Below are 14,614 nucleotides of genomic sequence, written 5' to 3'. Positions count from 1 at the left end.
GTGTTATTGCGCGGAGCTCTGTCGTGAAGCCCAACGATTCGTTACATGTATCCCAGCTGCGGGTTGTCCTTCACCTCTGCGGTTTTCTGGTTCTGCTGTACAGCCTTTCCATGCTGCCGCCGATGGTGATCGCCCTGCTGAATAAAGAGCGGACCTACTTTGCCTTCCTGACCACCTTTTTAACCTTTTTTACTCTCGGAGGGCTAACCTGGCGGGCAACCCGTCACGCCGGCATACAGCTTCGCACCCGCGACGGGTTTGTGATTATCGTGCTGTTCTGGCTGCTGTTTTCATTCATTAGCGCCATGCCGCTCTGGATGGATGACGGGCTACAGCTCTCCTTTGCCGACGCGCTCTTTGAAGGGGTTTCCGGGATCACCACCACCGGGGCAACGGTCATCGGGGACGTCAGCGCCCTGCCCAAGTCGTACCTTTATTACCGCGCTCAGCTGAATTTTATCGGCGGGTTAGGCGTCATCGTGCTGGCCGTCGCGGTCCTGCCGCTGCTGGGCATCGGCGGCATGAAGCTCTATCAGTCAGAGATGCCGGGGCCGTTCAAAGAGGAGCGTTTGACTCCCCGCCTTGCCGATACCGCGCGGACGCTGTGGGTGACCTACTTCGCGCTGGGCGTGGCATGCACCCTGGCCTACTGGCTGGCGGGAATGTCATTTTTTGACGCCCTCTGTCACGGGCTGTCGACCGTGTCGTTGGGCGGATTTTCCACCCGCAGCGAGAGCATTGGGTTTTATGACAGCCACGCGATTGAGCTGGTCGCCGGGGCGTTTTCACTGCTTTCCGCGTTCAACTTCACCCTCTGGTACGTCGCCATTGTCAGACGCACCCTGAAACCGATTCGCCGCAGCCCGGAGGTTAAATTCTTTCTGAGCGCCGCCGCGGTGATTATTGTCATCACCGCCTGGCAGGTCTGGCATGCCGGGATGTACAACGCAACGGATAGCCTGGTGCACGCCTTCTTCCTTGCCAGTTCGATGATGACCGATAACGGCCTTTCGACAGCCGACTATGCCCAATGGCCCGCACACACCATCTTCCTGCTGTTGAGCGCCAGCTTTTTTGGCGGCTGCGTAGGCTCGACCTGCGGCGGGATCAAAGCCCTGCGTTTTCTCATTATGTTCAAGCAGAGTATTCAGGAGATGAACCAGCTGGCGCATCCGAGAGCGCTGCTGAGCATTAAGGTGGGCAAAAGCGTGGTGAATGAACGCGTCCTGCGCTCGGTATGGAGCTTCTTTTTTCTCTACATCATGATCACGGGCTTTTTTGTCTGGTCGCTCAACCTGATGGGCTACGACCTGTTTACCTCATTCGCAACGGTTGCCGCCTGCATCAACAACATGGGGCTGGGGTTTGGCGAGACGGCGTCGACGTTTGGCACGTTAACCGAGGGGGCAAAAATGCTGATGTGCGCGGCGATGATCCTGGGGCGTCTGGAAATTTACCCGGTGCTGATTCTGTTCTCGCGCTTTTTCTGGCGGGCATAAAACATTCCCGGCGAACCGGGAATGTTGGGGTTAAGGTGCGGGGTTGATCAGCATCTGCCCCACGGAGCCCCTGTCCATCATCTCCAGCGTCTGGCTGTGGAACAGGAACGGGAAGTGCGGCCACGAAGGCTGACCGTAATAGACAAGCAGTTCAACCTGGCCGTCTACCCAGACGGTATCTTTCCAGCCGCGATCTTCCGGGAACGGCATCGCACCGTTGACGTTGCGGATCAGGAATGCCACCCCTTCAATATGGAACGACTGAGGCATATCCGAGCGGACCGTCCAGCGCTCCCAGGTGCCCTGCTGCGCGGTAATGTCGATGCGGTTGACGTCCCACAGTGCGCCGTTGATGCCCGGGTCGTCGCCCAGGCTGATATCACGGCTACGCACCGGCGAGCCGCTCATGATCTCCTGCGGCAGCAGACGCATTGGCAGGCTATCGGTCACCAGCGGCAGCAGACCGGTCGGGCGCAGGGTCAGCACCAGGGTAGAGACAAGAATGCTCGACGGTTCAAAGAACCCGCGAATGCGGTCCACAATGCTGGCCGCTTCACCGCAGGTGACAGACACTTCATCCCCATTGGTCATATCAATGAGAACTTCACGACGTTCGCCCGGCGAGAGCGCCAGCTGTTTGACGGAAACCGGCGCCGGTAAAAAGCCCTGGTCGCCGGAGATCACGTGCAGCGGACGGCCATCGCTCATTTGCAGCTGATAGCGGCGCGAGTTGGAGGCGTTGAGCAGACGCAGGCGCACCCAGCCGCGAGAAACTTCCACATAAGGGCTTTGCGCGCCGTTGACCAGCAGCGTATCGCCGACGAAGCCACCGCTGCCCGGCTCGCTGTATTCCGGCGTACCGAAATTATCCAGACGTTTGTCCTGGATGATAATCGGGAAGTCATCCACGCCGTAGTGGTTCGGGATCGGCAGGGATTTGCTGACCTCATCTTCCACCAGCCACATTCCGGCCAGGCCGTTATAGACCTGCTGCGCCGTGCGGTTAGGCGTGTTGGCGTGATACCACAGGGTGGCCGCGCTCTGGCGAATCGGCAGAACGGGAGCCCAGTCGGCGCTGGGTGACATCATTCGCGCCGCGCCGCCAATCAACGGGCCAGGCACCTGCAGGCCGCTGATGGTCATGGCGACATTTTCAGGGGTACGGTTACTGTAGATGAGCTTTACGTCATCGCCATTCCACACGCGTATGGTCGGCCCAAGGTAACGTCCGTTAATGCCCCAGACCGGCGCGCGCGTCCCCTGGGTAAAGGACCAGTGGCTACGCTGCAGCGTCAGGAAAAGCGGCTGACCGCGACGGGATTCAATTAATGGCGGAATGGGCAGCGGCTGCTGCTGCCCGGCGGCGCTGGCTGTCAGCGGCATCGCACCCGCACAAAGGGCGATCCCGGAAGCCTGAATAAACTGACGCCGACTGAGTGACATATAAGCTCCATCTGAAACGACTAACAACGCGGGAATTCGTTTTCCCTTCAACGCCGGATTAAATCTTACCGGCGGCTTCTCTCTCTGCGACTTCTTTGTCGAGCTGCGCAATATGCTGAGCCATCAGCTCACGGCAGTGCGCTGCCAGCTCGCGCACCTGGTCTTTACCGTATTTGCTGGTATCGACGGGTGGCAGCATTTCGACAATCACCAGCCCGTTATTCAGGCGGTTAAGATTAATCTTATTCGAAGTATTGGAAACACACACAGGAATAATTGGAACACCTGCCGCAATTGCGGCATGAAACGCCCCGGTTTTAAACGGCAGCAGGCCGCGGCCGCGGCTGCGCGTTCCTTCCGGGAACATCCAGATTGAGATTCTGCGCTTTTTAAAATGATTGACCACTTCCGCAATGGTGCTGTGCGCTTTCGCACGGTTGTTACGGTCGATCAGCAGGTTACCGGTCAGCCAGTACAGCTGGCCAAAAAACGGGATCCACAGCAGGCTTTTTTTCCCCACCGTCACGGTCGGTGGCAAAACGATATTTGCGGCGGTCACCATATCGTAATTGTTCTGATGGTTGGCGATATAGATGGCGTTACCGAAATTCTCCGCCCCTTCAGGCAGACGTTTTTCAACCTTCAGACCAAACAGCGGCGCAAGGCGACCGAACATATGGCCGAAGGTGGCAACATGCTTAGGATTACGCGGACTGAACAGGCAATAGATGCAGCCGAAAATACAGACCAGAATGCAGTAGATAACGGTAAGAATAAGACGAACAATATATAGCATAGCGACCTCTGAAGCCCCAACAGCTGACAATTATACTTCACCTGTGGCCAGGTAAGGACTTTATTACGAGCGCGTATTGTTAATCGCAACGCACGAATTAACAACGATTTTACGGGAAATTTTATTGAAACTCCCCCTCCGGGCAGAGGGGGATATCACGACATTACTCTTCGCTGTCACCCGCGGTGCTGCGTGCAGGAGAGTCAATCTCCACGCGGTCGATGCGCTGCAGGCCGCGCATCAGCGAGCCGCGGCGACCGCGCTCACCCACCACTTTCTGCAGCTCTTCCGGACGAAGCTTGATCTTACGCTTGCCGACGTGAATGGTCAGCGTGCTCTGCGGCGGCAGGAGGAAGAGGTGCGCCAGGCCATCTTCGCCTTTCGCGGCTTCCGCCGACGGGATGTTGATGATCTTGTTGCCCTTGCCTTTCGACAGTTCCGGCAGATCGCTGACCGGGAACATCAGCATACGTCCGGCGGTGGTGATCGCCAGCAGCATGTCGCTTTCGTTCTCGATCACCAGCGGCGCCATCACGTGGGCGTTGTCCGGCAGGCTAATCAGCGCCTTACCGGCACGGTTACGGGAGACCAGATCGTTGAAGGTACAGATAAAGCCGTAGCCCGCATCGGACGCCAGCAGCAGCTTCTGGTCATCGGCTTCCATCAGCATATGGTCAACCGTCGCACCCGGCGGCAGCGTCAGCTTGCCGGTGAGCGGCTCGCCCTGCCCGCGCGCGGAAGGCAGCGTAATCGGGTCGATGGCGTAGCTGCGGCCGGTGGAGTCGATAAACGCCACCGGCTGGTTGCTCTTGCCTTTCACCGCCGCTTTGAAGCTGTCGCCCGCTTTGTAGCTCAGCCCCGGCGCGTCGATATCGTGGCCTTTGGCGCTACGCACCCAGCCGCTCTGCGACAGAACAATGGTCACCGGCTCGGACGGCTGCATGTCGTGCTCGTTCATCGCCTTCGCTTCTTCGCGCTCGTGCAGCGGAGAACGACGGTCGTCGCCGAAGGCGTCGGCATCGGCCTGCAGCTCTTTCTTCAGCAGGGTGTTCATCTTGCGCTCGGACGCGAGGATCGCCTGCAGCTGATCGCGCTCTTTTTCCAGCTCGTTCTGCTCGCCGCGGATCTTCATCTCTTCCAGTTTGGCGAGATGGCGCAGCTTCAGTTCGAGGATCGCTTCGGCCTGGGTTTCGCTGATGCCAAAGCGCGACATCAGCGCCGGCTTCGGCTCGTCCTCGGTACGGATGATCTCAATCACTTCGTCGATATTGAGGAACGCCACCAGCAAACCTTCGAGGATATGCAGGCGCTTAAGCACTTTCTCCAGACGATGGTTCAGACGACGGCGGACCGTATCGCGGCGGAACGTCAGCCATTCGGTGAGGATCTCCAGCAGGTTTTTCACCGCCGGGCGTCCGTCGAGGCCAATCATGTTCAGGTTGATGCGGTAGCTTTTTTCCAGATCGGTGGTGGCGAACAGGTGGTTCATCACCTGCTCCATGTCCACGCGATTGGAGCGCGGCACGATCACCAGACGGGTCGGGTTCTCGTGATCCGATTCGTCGCGCAGGTCGTCCACCATCGGCAGCTTTTTATTGCGCATCTGGGAGGCGATCTGCTCCAGCACTTTGGCACCGGAAACCTGATGCGGCAGCGCGGTGATCACCACGGCGCCGTCCTCTTTATTCCACACCGCGCGCATGCGCACGGAGCCGCGACCGTTCTGGTAGATTTTGCGGATTTCCGCGCGCGAGGTGATGATCTCGGCTTCGGTCGGGAAATCTGGCCCCTGCACGATATCCAGCAGCTCGTCGAGCGTCGCTTTCGGCTGCTCAATCAGGGTAATAGCGGCTTTCGCCACTTCACGCAGGTTGTGCGGCGGAATGTCCGTCGCCATACCGACCGCGATACCGGTGGTACCGTTCAGCAGGATGTTCGGCAGACGCGCAGGCAGCATCTTCGGCTCCTGCATCGTACCGTCGAAGTTTGGCACCCAGTCAACGGTTCCCTGACCCAGCTCGCCCAGCAGCACTTCGGCATATTTAGAGAGACGGGATTCGGTATAACGCATCGCCGCGAAGGATTTCGGATCGTCCGGCGCACCCCAGTTCCCCTGCCCGTCCACCAGCGGGTAGCGGTAAGAGAACGGCTGCGCCATCAGCACCATCGCTTCATAACAGGCGCTGTCGCCGTGTGGATGGTATTTACCCAGTACGTCACCGACGGTACGGGCGGATTTCTTAAACTTGGCTGTGGCGTTCAGCCCCAGTTCGGACATCGCATAGACGATGCGGCGCTGAACGGGCTTCAGGCCATCCCCGATAAACGGCAACGCCCTGTCCATGATGACGTACATGGAGTAGTTCAGGTAGGCGTTTTCCGTGAATTCATGTAGCGCGAGGCGCTCTGCCATATCGCTCATTACGTGTGATTCCTCAACTCAGAAACCGAAGGGTTTCAGGCAATATTGCCGCAGATACTACCTCATCTGATGAATTGAGTCACAAAGAAAAAGGGCCGCACAGGCGGCCCATTTCGGGTTATTTGTTCAGCTTAATAACCTGCTTCACGTCGATTTCAAACTCGTTCCAGTCTTTATCGACTTTACCCTGCAGTTCAACTTTATCCTGCGGAGTGACGGTCACGCCGTTCCAGCGCTTGTGGTCAATCTCAACTACGACCGTGCCGGACTCATCGCGGAAGGTGTAGCGGTCATCGGACAGGCGCTCGGTGATGTTCCCGCGCAGCTTCACCCAGGCATCGTCCTTCAGGTCTTTCACTTTTGCCGCGGTGGTGAGGTTGGCGTTGTTATCGACAAAACCGCCCTGCTGAGTTTGCGTCTGGGTCTGTGTGGCCGATGGGCCAGTAAAACCGCCCTGAGCAGCAAAGACCGGCGCGGTGGTCATCATCATGATGGCAGCAATTGCAGCGAATTTTTTCATCTTCATCTCTCCCTTTAATGTCGTTTCGCAGTCCATTTAACAGGGTAATCCTTAACAACTTCTTAAGGGAAAAATTTATTTATTATTGCTGTACAGCAGGCGCTTACAGAGGGTTTACTGACGACATCAAGGAGGGAACATGCGCATTTTACTGGTAGAAGACGACAGGTTAATCGGCGACGGTATCAAGGCGGGGTTGAGCAAAATGGGTTTTAGCGTGGACTGGTTTACCGACGGTAAAACCGGCGAGGCCGCGCTGTCTTCTGCACCCTATGACGCCGTGGTGCTGGATCTGACGCTGCCGGAAATTGACGGTCTGGATATCCTGCGCGCGTGGCGCGAGAGCGGGCGCAGCGAGCCGGTACTGATTCTGACGGCGCGGGATGCGCTTAACCAGCGCGTCGAAGGGCTACGTCTTGGCGCGGATGATTATCTCTGTAAGCCGTTCGCGCTGATCGAAGTGGGTGCCCGCCTCGAAGCGCTGGTCCGCCGCAGCCACGGCCAGGCGAGTAGCGAGCTGCGCCACGGGAAGGTCACGCTCGATCCGAGCCGTCTCATCGCCACGCTGGACGGTGAGCCGCTGACGCTCAAGCCGAAAGAGTTCGCGCTGCTGGAGCTGTTAATGCGTAACGCCGGTCGGGTGCTGCCGCGAAAGCTGATCGAGGAAAAACTCTATACCTGGGACGACGACGTCTCCAGCAACGCCATCGAGGTTCACGTCCATCATTTGCGCCGCAAGCTTGGGAGCGAGTTTATCCGCACCGTGCACGGCATCGGCTATACCCTGGGTGACGCATGAAACTGAGCCTGAAGCTGCGCCTGACGCTTCTCTTTTTACTTCTGTCTCTGACGGCCTGGTTTGCCGCCAGCCTGGTTGCCTGGCAGCAGACGACCCACAAGCTCGACAAGCTGTTCGATACCCAGCAGATGCTGTTTGCTAAACGGCTGCTGACGATGGATCTGGACGAGATCCGCGCCCCCGAACGCATGCGCGAGATCCCGAAAAAAGTGAAGCACGGTCGTCTGGACGACGACGCGCTGGCTTTCGCCATTTACGCCGTCGACGGCAAAATGCTCCTCAACGACGGTGAAAACGGACGCGATATCCCGTACCACTATCGCCGCGACGGGTTCGATAACGGGCAGCTGCAGGGCGACAACGACGAGTGGCGTTTTTTATGGCTGACCTCACCTGACGGAAAATACCGCGTGGTGGTCGGCCAGGAGTGGGAGTACCGCCAGGAGATGGCGCTGGACGTGGTCAGCTCGCAGCTGACCCCCTGGCTGGTAGCGCTGCCCGTGATGTTGCTGCTGCTGATCGTCCTCCTGAGTCGGGAGCTGAAGCCGCTGAAAAAGCTGGCGCAGACCCTGCGCTCCCGCTCGCCGGATGCCACCGATAAACTGCCGACCGAGGGCGTCCCTACGGAAGTACGCCCCCTGCTCGACGCGCTGAATCATCTCTTCGCGCGCACCCAGGAGATGATGACCCGCGAGCGCCGCTTTACGTCCGATGCCGCCCACGAGCTGCGCAGCCCGCTGGCGGCCCTGAAGGTGCAAACTGACGTGGCGCAGCTCTCTCATGACGATTCGCAGGCGCGGGAAAAGGCGCTGATGCAGCTGCATGCGGGCATCGACCGCGCCTCCCGGCTGGTGGATCAGCTCCTCACGCTGTCGCGTCTGGACTCGCTGGATAACCTGGACGATGTTGAACCGATAACGGTTGCCGAATTACTTCAGTCGGCCGTGCTGGATATCTGGCATCCGGCGCAGCAGGCGGGCATTGATATTCGCCTGAACATCCATGCACCAGAGGTGACACGCACGGGCCAGCAGTTGCTCCTGAGCCTGCTGGTGCGCAACCTGCTGGATAACGCGATTCGCTACAGCCCGCGCGGCAGCGTGGTGGACGTAACGCTGGACGCGCGTGGCTTTACCGTGCGCGACAACGGCCCAGGCATTTCACCTGACGCGCTGGCGCGCATCGGCGAGCGCTTTTATCGCCCGCCGGGTCAGGATGCCACGGGCAGCGGGCTGGGGTTATCCATTGTAAAACGCATCGCCGCCCTGCACGGGATGCGCGTTTCGCTGAGCAATGCGCCTGAAGGCGGTTTTGAAGCGAAGGTCAGCTGGTAAGGGATTATTGCGTTTAACGCAAAAGACTTTGCACATTTTGCTCATTTTACCGCACCGTCCTCGCGCGTAGAATACTGGCCATACTCTCATCATCGAGGACAAATAATGAGCAACATCCTGATTATCAACGGTGCAAAAGAATTTGCGCACTCTAAAGGCCAGCTGAATGACACCCTGACCGAGGTCGCGGACGGTTTCCTGCGCGACGCCGGGCATGATGTTAAGGTCGTGCGTGCAGACAGCAGTTATGACGTGAAGGCCGAAGTGCAGAACTTCCTGTGGGCTGACGTGGTGATCTGGCAGATGCCAGGCTGGTGGATGGGCGCGCCGTGGACCGTGAAAAAATACATGGACGACGTGTTCACCGAAGGTCACGGCTCGCTGTATGCCAGCGATGGCCGCACCCGCTCTGACGCCTCCAAAAAATACGGCTCGGGCGGCCTGATTCAGGGCAAAAAATATATGCTCTCGCTGACCTGGAACGCCCCGCTGGAAGCCTTCACCGATAAAGATCAGTTCTTCGAAGGCGTGGGCGTCGACGGCGCGTACCTGCCGTTCCACAAGGCTAACCAGTTCCTGGGCATGGATCCGCTGCCGACCTTTATCGTCAACGACGTGATTAAAATGCCTGACGTCCCGAGCTATATCGCAGAATATCGCAAGCATCTCGCGGAAATTTTTGCTTAACTGGTAGCCTGGAATTAAAGGAGTAGTAAACATGCTTACCGTAATCGCAGAAATCCGTACTCGTCCAGGTCAACATCACCGCCAGGCGGTGCTGGATCAGTTCGCGAAAATTATCCCGACCGTACTGAAAGAAGAAGGCTGCCACGGCTACGCGCCGATGGTGGATGCCGCCACTGACGCCAGCTTCCAGGCGACTGCGCCAGACTCGATCATCATGGTTGAGCAGTGGGAAACCGTCGCGCATCTTGAAGCGCACCTGCAGACCGCGCACATGAAAGCGTGGAGCGACGCGGTGAAGGGTGACGTGCTGGAAACCCACATCCGCATTCTGGAGCAAGGGGTTTAAGTTTCCCCTCCCCGCCCTCTCCCGAAAGGAGAGGGAGAACAGATCCAGGCCCGGTGAGCGTCAGCGCTACCGGGCTTTGTTTTAGCTGCTTTTCTTCCCCGGCTTTAACCCACGGTGTAGCTCGTTGATGCGCTTCATCGACTTGATGGTGCGCTGCGGCTCGGTGGAGGCCACGGATAAAATAATCATCTCCAGACACAGCAGCACCGTGCCGTGGAGCGGAATTTTGCCTTTTTCGCCGCCGCGCGGAACGTGGATCACCACGCTGGCCTCCTTGCTGAAGCGCGAATCGAGGGCGTTGGTCAGCAGGATGGTTGGAATGCCCAGCCGTTTTGCTTCACGCAGCGTGGTTTGCCCCTCCCGGTGCGCGGATTTCTGCGCCATCATCACCAGCACGTCGCCGCGCTGAAGCGCAATCAGCTGCTCGGCGAGCCCTATCCCGGTACGGTTAAGCGGCGTGGCGGGTAACCCCATGCGGCTGAACAGCCTGGCGGTGTACTCGGCCAGAATGCCGGAGGCGCCAATACCAAATATGGCGACCTGCCTCGCCTGCGCCAGCAGAGAGACCGCCTGGGCCATCGCGTAGCGGTTGTGGGGCTCGGATAACACCTTGCAGGTGTGCTGATGCCCCTCCAGCACGAAATCAATGCTCGCGTTGACGTCGCTGGCGAGCGTATTCACCGTGGTGGACATCTTTTCGCTGGAGGTGACCACCGGACCAAACCACTGCTCCAGCGTTTGCTTGAGATCGCGCAGCCCGGCGAAACCCAGCGCCTGAATGGCGCGGACCACCGTGGCATCTGAGGTTTTCAACAGTGTCGCGATCTCCATCGCGGTCTGTTCCATCACCGCTTCGCGGTTGTCATGGATATAGCGTGCAACCTGCAGCAGACGCGGCGTCAGCTGATGCGCACGCGCGCGAAAGCGGTCGCCATAGACATCCACGCGCCCTTTCTCTTTGCGGATCACCGTGACGCCTCCGGCAGCGGACGTCCGGCAATCTGCGACTGCACCTGCGCGGCCATCAGCCCTAACGAGGCGTACGAATTCGAGATGGCCTCTTCACGCGAGATCAGCACGTAATGCCCGGTTCGGCAGGCATTCAGGAACTGACACCAGCCCGGCATGACCGCATCCATCGCCGCCATCTCGTCCTGGGGTTTACCGCCCGTATCCCCGCGCCAGGTGGCGAAGACGAAATCGGCATCCAGCTCCGGCAGACGCTCGGCGCTGACGTCGATGCGCCCTCCTTCCGGGATAGACTCAATCAGCGGTGGGAATTTGAATCCGGCGTCGCGCAGAACGCGGCCCAGCGAGTGGTAGCTGTGCATGGCGTTAATCTTTCCCTGATTCGCCTGAATCACGGACACGGTCACCTTGCGGGTATCAATTGTCGCCTTCAGCGCCTTAATCTGCTCCTGATAGCGCCGCTCCAGAACCTTGAGCCGCGCCTGCGTTCCCGTCAGCTGAGCCAGCTTGCGGTAGATCTCCGGCGCGCCGCCGTCGAGATGATCGATGCTCACCGTCGGGGCAATTTTCGCCAGCTGTTCCAACGGGGTGTTGCGGGTCGGCTCGGTAACGATCAGGTCAGGCTTTGCTGCGGCGATGGCTTCAATGTCGATATCGGCCGTGCCGATAAATTTAATGTCGGAATTATCGAAGTCGACGCCGGTCAACATGCCGCTGGAGCGCAGAAAGTGGCTGCCGTCCGGCCGCGTGCGGCCATGGCTCGCCACCGGCGGCACGCCAAGCTCAATCAGCGGAATGGTGATATCCAGATCGTGTAAAGAGACAATCCGTTTCGGATGAACCGGTACCACCACTTTTCGGTTAAGATCGTCAGTAAACGTCTGCGTCGGCTCCGCCGCACCCACCGCGAACCCCACCAGCAACAGCATCGAAAACACTACGCGCATCCTAGTCTCCTAAAATCTGTCCCGACGCTGCCAGAGCAGCAGCAGGAAAAACGGTCCGCCAATCAATGAAATCACAATTCCCGCCGGCAGCTGCAGGGGGAGGAATGCCAGACGTCCGACGTTATCCGCCAGCAGCACCAGCAGCGCGCCCAGCACGGCGCTTCCCGTCAGGAGCGCGGTTTGCCCACCGCGCAGCAGCAGGCGCGCCATATGCGGGGCAATCAGCCCCACGAAACCAATACTGCCCACGCACGAGACGCAGGCCGCCGTCAGCACCACCGGGGCGAGAACCCGCAGCAGCGCCAGCCGGGTTATGCGCACGCCAAGGCCCGCTGCGGCCTGATTGCCGAGCAACGCCACGTCCGCAGCCCGTGCGGTAAACAGCAGCAGCGCAAACGCGGGGGCAGCCCAGAGCGCGGCTAACCCCACCAGCGTCCAGTTTGCCGCATGCAGGCTTCCCGCCAGCCACAGCATCGCCGTCTGCACGTCCCGCACGTCGGCGGTGGTGATAAAGACGCCCATTGCGGCGGCAAACGCCCACGACACGCCGATGCCGATCAGGATGAACCGCGGGCGCGAGATATCGCGCGCCAGGGCGATAACCAGCAGCGCGGTAAGCAGCCCGCCGGCCATGCCGACCAGCGGACGCCAGGCCAGGCCCAGCGCCGGGAACTGAAAAATCAGCAGCAGTACCGCCGCGCTACAGCCCTCCTTCACGCCGATAAGGCCGGGGTCAGCCAGACCATTGCGGGTGATGGACTGCATTGCCGCCCCCGCCATGCCGAGCATCGCGCCGCACAGCACCGCCATCAGCAGGCGCGGCAGGCGGATATCCATCACGATGTAGCGCGTCTGCGCCGTCAGGCTCTCAGGAGAAAACAGCGCCCGCCCGATGGCGGAGGTGGGAACAGGCAGAGATCCGTGCGTCAGGCCAAAGCCCAGCAGGCTTAACGCCACCAGCGCTAAAAGCGTCAGGCAGGCCAGCGCCCTCGGGCGAACCAGCGCCGATAAACGGCCAATACGGATCGCGCGGAATCCGGCCCGGTTCATTTGAACATCCTCGATGCCATAAAGATGAATACGGGTGCGCCGACCAGGGCCGTCATGATGCCGGTTGCCAGCTCCCAGGGCGTAAACAGCGTGCGGGCGGCGATATCCGCCAGCAGCAGAACCAGCGCGCCACACAGGGCAGACAGCGGCACCATCACGCGTAAATCGACCGACACCAGACGGCGAATGAGCTGCGGCACGACCAGGCCGATAAAGCCAATCGGCCCGGCAATTGAGACGGCCGCGCCGCAGAGCAGCGCGATGGCCAGCAGGGCAAGCAGGCGGGTTTTCAGCAGCGACACGCCAAGCCCCTGCGCCATTCGGTCTCCCAGCGCCAGCATGTTGAGCGAGGGCGACAGCCCGATGGCGAGAACAAAACCGGCTGCTGCGGCCCACAGGGCGCTCCGGAGCGTCTGCACGTTGATCCCGGACAGGTCCCCTGCCAGCCAGGTGCGCATGGCGAGCAGCGTCTGTTCATCGAGGATTAACACCGCGGCGGTAATCGACGAGGCAAACGCCGACATCGCCACGCCGCACAGCGTGACCTTCATCGGCGTAAGCCCGGTGCGACCGGACGAGGAGAACATCAGCACCAGCAAAAACAGCGCGGCGGCACCGGCGGCGGCAACGAGCGGGCGACCAAACGGCAGCGACAGCCCAAGCGCGCTGGTAATCACGACCGCCAGCGCGGCCCCGGCGTTGAGCCCCAGAATATGCGGCTCGCCGAGCGGATTGCGGATCACGGACTGCAGCAGCACGCCCGCCACGCCGAGCGCGGCGCCCGTCACCATCGCGGCGCAGAGGCGCAGCAGTCTTAATTTGATAATGACGTTATGGTCGAAATTGCGCGGTTCGAAATGGAAAAATGCCTCCACCACCGTCTGCGGGGCGATGAAGCGTGCGCCGATGCCCAGATGCATAATCGCACCCAGCGCCAGCAGCAGTGCGAAGATCGGAAAGGCCAGAGAGGAGCGCATCATGGCTGAACGGTACTCTGGCGAAACGGCATAAAGAACGGCTTGCCGGTCAACGGGTTTATGGACATATGCACGTCGACATCAAACACCGCTTTGATCAGCTCCGGCGTGCAGGCATCGCCCTCATGCAATACGCCTTCAACTTTCCCCTGGCGTAAAAAGACCAGCGAATCGCCGTAGTTTACGGCGAAGTTGAGATCGTGCAGCACCACCACGACGGTACGTCCGTGCTGGCGGGTCAGGGTGCGCAGCAGTTCCAGGATCTCCACCTGATAGCGGAGATCGAGAAACGTCGTGGGCTCGTCAAGCAGGATATACGGCGTTTGCTGCGCCAGCGCCATGGCGATCCAGCAGCGCTGACGCTGGCCGCCGGATAAGCTTTCCACCGGCATATGGGCAAACTCCGCCGTGCCGGTCAGGCGCAGGGCCTCTTCCACCGCCAGCTCGTCCTCGTCGCTCCACTGGCGCATAAAGTTCTGCCAGGGAAAACGCCCGCGCGAGACCAGCTCAAAGACGGTCAACCCTTCCGGGAGCAGCGGAGACTGCGGCAGGATACCCAGCTGGCGGGCGACGGCTTTGGTCGGCAGCGCGTGGATCGCCTTGCCGTCGAGAACTGCCGCGCCGCCAAGCGGCTGAAGCAAACGCGCAATGGTGCTCAGCAGCGTGGATTTTCCGCAGCCGTTCGCCCCTACCAGCACGGTCATTTTCTGCTGTGGGATCGCAAGGGAGATATCATCAACGATGATTTTTTTCTGATAGCCCGCAGAGAGGTTCTCCAGAACCAGTCCCGGTTTTTTTGTGTTGTGAGCCACGTGAATGCCAACG

Annotated in this window: 14 protein-coding genes; 5 read left to right on the top strand and 9 right to left on the bottom strand. The window is 59.8% G+C overall.

Annotated elements, in window-relative coordinates:
* Nucleotides 1-23 precede the first annotated feature (23 nt).
* Nucleotides 24-1,499, top strand: coding sequence for a TrkH family potassium uptake protein (locus SPH27_RS15940; RefSeq protein ID WP_182071636.1), 1,476 nt, complete (start codon nt 24-26; stop codon nt 1,497-1,499).
* A gap of 30 nt (nt 1,500-1,529) precedes the next feature.
* On the opposite strand, the gene ftsP is transcribed toward SPH27_RS15940, so the two are convergent.
* The 4 genes from ftsP to SPH27_RS15920 all read right to left on the bottom strand — a co-directional run bounded on the left by ftsP (nt 1,530) and on the right by SPH27_RS15920 (nt 6,680).
* Nucleotides 1,530-2,942: a cell division protein FtsP gene (ftsP, locus tag SPH27_RS15935; RefSeq protein WP_023309186.1), complete on the bottom strand. Its 1,413-nt coding sequence runs from the start codon at nt 2,940-2,942 to the stop codon at nt 1,530-1,532.
* A 58-nt stretch (nt 2,943-3,000) separates the two neighbouring features.
* Entirely contained in the window at nt 3,001-3,738 is a 738-nt protein-coding gene (gene plsC, locus SPH27_RS15930) for a 1-acylglycerol-3-phosphate O-acyltransferase (protein WP_023333413.1), read from the bottom strand.
* Between the two features lie 163 nt (nt 3,739-3,901).
* On the bottom strand, nt 3,902-6,160 hold the full coding sequence (gene parC / locus SPH27_RS15925; protein WP_029740706.1) for a DNA topoisomerase IV subunit A: 2,259 nt from the start codon (nt 6,158-6,160) through the stop codon (nt 3,902-3,904).
* A gap of 118 nt (nt 6,161-6,278) precedes the next feature.
* Nucleotides 6,279-6,680 carry a YgiW/YdeI family stress tolerance OB fold protein gene (locus SPH27_RS15920; RefSeq protein ID WP_023309189.1) on the bottom strand — a complete coding sequence of 134 codons (402 nt, stop codon included), beginning with the start codon at nt 6,678-6,680 and terminating at the stop codon, nt 6,279-6,281.
* 139 nt (nt 6,681-6,819) lie between these two features.
* Here SPH27_RS15920 and qseB point away from each other — a divergent pair, with 139 nt between their 5' ends.
* From qseB to SPH27_RS15900, 4 genes are all read left to right on the top strand, one after another.
* Nucleotides 6,820-7,479, top strand: a complete 660-nt coding sequence (gene qseB / locus SPH27_RS15915; RefSeq protein ID WP_182071635.1) for a quorum sensing response regulator transcription factor QseB — start codon at nt 6,820-6,822, stop codon at nt 7,477-7,479.
* On the top strand, nt 7,476-8,813 hold the full coding sequence (gene qseC / locus SPH27_RS15910; protein ID WP_182071634.1) for a quorum sensing histidine kinase QseC: 1,338 nt from the start codon (nt 7,476-7,478) through the stop codon (nt 8,811-8,813). The genes qseB and qseC overlap by 4 nt, the downstream gene beginning before the upstream one ends.
* A 105-nt stretch (nt 8,814-8,918) precedes the next feature.
* The gene (locus SPH27_RS15905; protein ID WP_087823196.1) at nt 8,919-9,500 is read left to right on the top strand and encodes an NAD(P)H-dependent oxidoreductase; all 582 of its coding nucleotides are present in this window, start codon (nt 8,919-8,921) and stop codon (nt 9,498-9,500) included.
* A 31-nt stretch (nt 9,501-9,531) separates the two neighbouring features.
* Nucleotides 9,532-9,846, top strand: a complete 315-nt coding sequence (locus SPH27_RS15900) for a putative quinol monooxygenase (RefSeq protein WP_008502984.1) — start codon at nt 9,532-9,534, stop codon at nt 9,844-9,846.
* Between the two features lie 81 nt (nt 9,847-9,927).
* On the opposite strand, the gene SPH27_RS15895 is transcribed toward SPH27_RS15900, so the two are convergent.
* Genes SPH27_RS15895 through SPH27_RS15875 form a run of 5 tightly spaced genes read right to left on the bottom strand, consistent with a single transcriptional unit; the run spans nt 9,928 to nt 14,601 of the window.
* Entirely contained in the window at nt 9,928-10,815 is an 888-nt protein-coding gene (locus tag SPH27_RS15895; protein WP_182071633.1) for a MurR/RpiR family transcriptional regulator, read from the bottom strand.
* Nucleotides 10,812-11,762, bottom strand: coding sequence for an iron-siderophore ABC transporter substrate-binding protein (locus SPH27_RS15890; RefSeq protein WP_182071632.1), 951 nt, complete (start codon nt 11,760-11,762; stop codon nt 10,812-10,814). Before SPH27_RS15890 ends, SPH27_RS15895 begins: the two co-directional genes overlap by 4 nt.
* Nucleotides 11,763-11,771: 9 nt before the next feature.
* Entirely contained in the window at nt 11,772-12,812 is a 1,041-nt protein-coding gene (locus SPH27_RS15885) for a FecCD family ABC transporter permease (RefSeq protein WP_182071631.1), read from the bottom strand.
* Nucleotides 12,809-13,792, bottom strand: coding sequence for a FecCD family ABC transporter permease (locus SPH27_RS15880; RefSeq protein WP_182071630.1), 984 nt, complete (start codon nt 13,790-13,792; stop codon nt 12,809-12,811). Before SPH27_RS15880 ends, SPH27_RS15885 begins: the two co-directional genes overlap by 4 nt.
* Nucleotides 13,789-14,601 (bottom strand): ABC transporter ATP-binding protein, encoded by an 813-nt coding sequence (locus SPH27_RS15875; RefSeq protein WP_182071629.1) that lies wholly within the window; start codon nt 14,599-14,601, stop codon nt 13,789-13,791. The genes SPH27_RS15880 and SPH27_RS15875 overlap by 4 nt, the downstream gene beginning before the upstream one ends.
* Nucleotides 14,602-14,614 lie beyond the last annotated feature (13 nt).

This window comes from Enterobacter sp. A103 (genome assembly GCF_034427535.1).
GTDB lineage: Bacteria > Pseudomonadota > Gammaproteobacteria > Enterobacterales > Enterobacteriaceae > Enterobacter > Enterobacter asburiae_B.
This window is presented reverse-complemented; position numbering and strand designations above follow the sequence as displayed.

Bases quoted from the DNA above. Each gene is read 5' to 3' on its own strand.
- ftsP (WP_023309186.1), bottom strand. From the start codon at position 2,942: ATGTCACTCAGTCGGCGTCAGTTTATTCAGGCTTCCGGGATCGCCCTT.
- plsC (WP_023333413.1), bottom strand. From the start codon at position 3,738: ATGCTATATATTGTTCGTCTTATTCTTACCGTTATCTACTGCATTCTG.
- parC (WP_029740706.1), bottom strand. From the start codon at position 6,160: ATGAGCGATATGGCAGAGCGCCTCGCGCTACATGAATTCACGGAAAAC.
- SPH27_RS15920 (WP_023309189.1), bottom strand. From the start codon at position 6,680: ATGAAAAAATTCGCTGCAATTGCTGCCATCATGATGATGACCACCGCG.
- qseB (WP_182071635.1), top strand. From the start codon at position 6,820: ATGCGCATTTTACTGGTAGAAGACGACAGGTTAATCGGCGACGGTATC.
- qseC (WP_182071634.1), top strand. From the start codon at position 7,476: ATGAAACTGAGCCTGAAGCTGCGCCTGACGCTTCTCTTTTTACTTCTG.
- SPH27_RS15905 (WP_087823196.1), top strand. From the start codon at position 8,919: ATGAGCAACATCCTGATTATCAACGGTGCAAAAGAATTTGCGCACTCT.
- SPH27_RS15900 (WP_008502984.1), top strand. From the start codon at position 9,532: ATGCTTACCGTAATCGCAGAAATCCGTACTCGTCCAGGTCAACATCAC.
- SPH27_RS15890 (WP_182071632.1), bottom strand. From the start codon at position 11,762: ATGCGCGTAGTGTTTTCGATGCTGTTGCTGGTGGGGTTCGCGGTGGGT.
- SPH27_RS15885 (WP_182071631.1), bottom strand. From the start codon at position 12,812: ATGAACCGGGCCGGATTCCGCGCGATCCGTATTGGCCGTTTATCGGCG.
- SPH27_RS15880 (WP_182071630.1), bottom strand. From the start codon at position 13,792: ATGATGCGCTCCTCTCTGGCCTTTCCGATCTTCGCACTGCTGCTGGCG.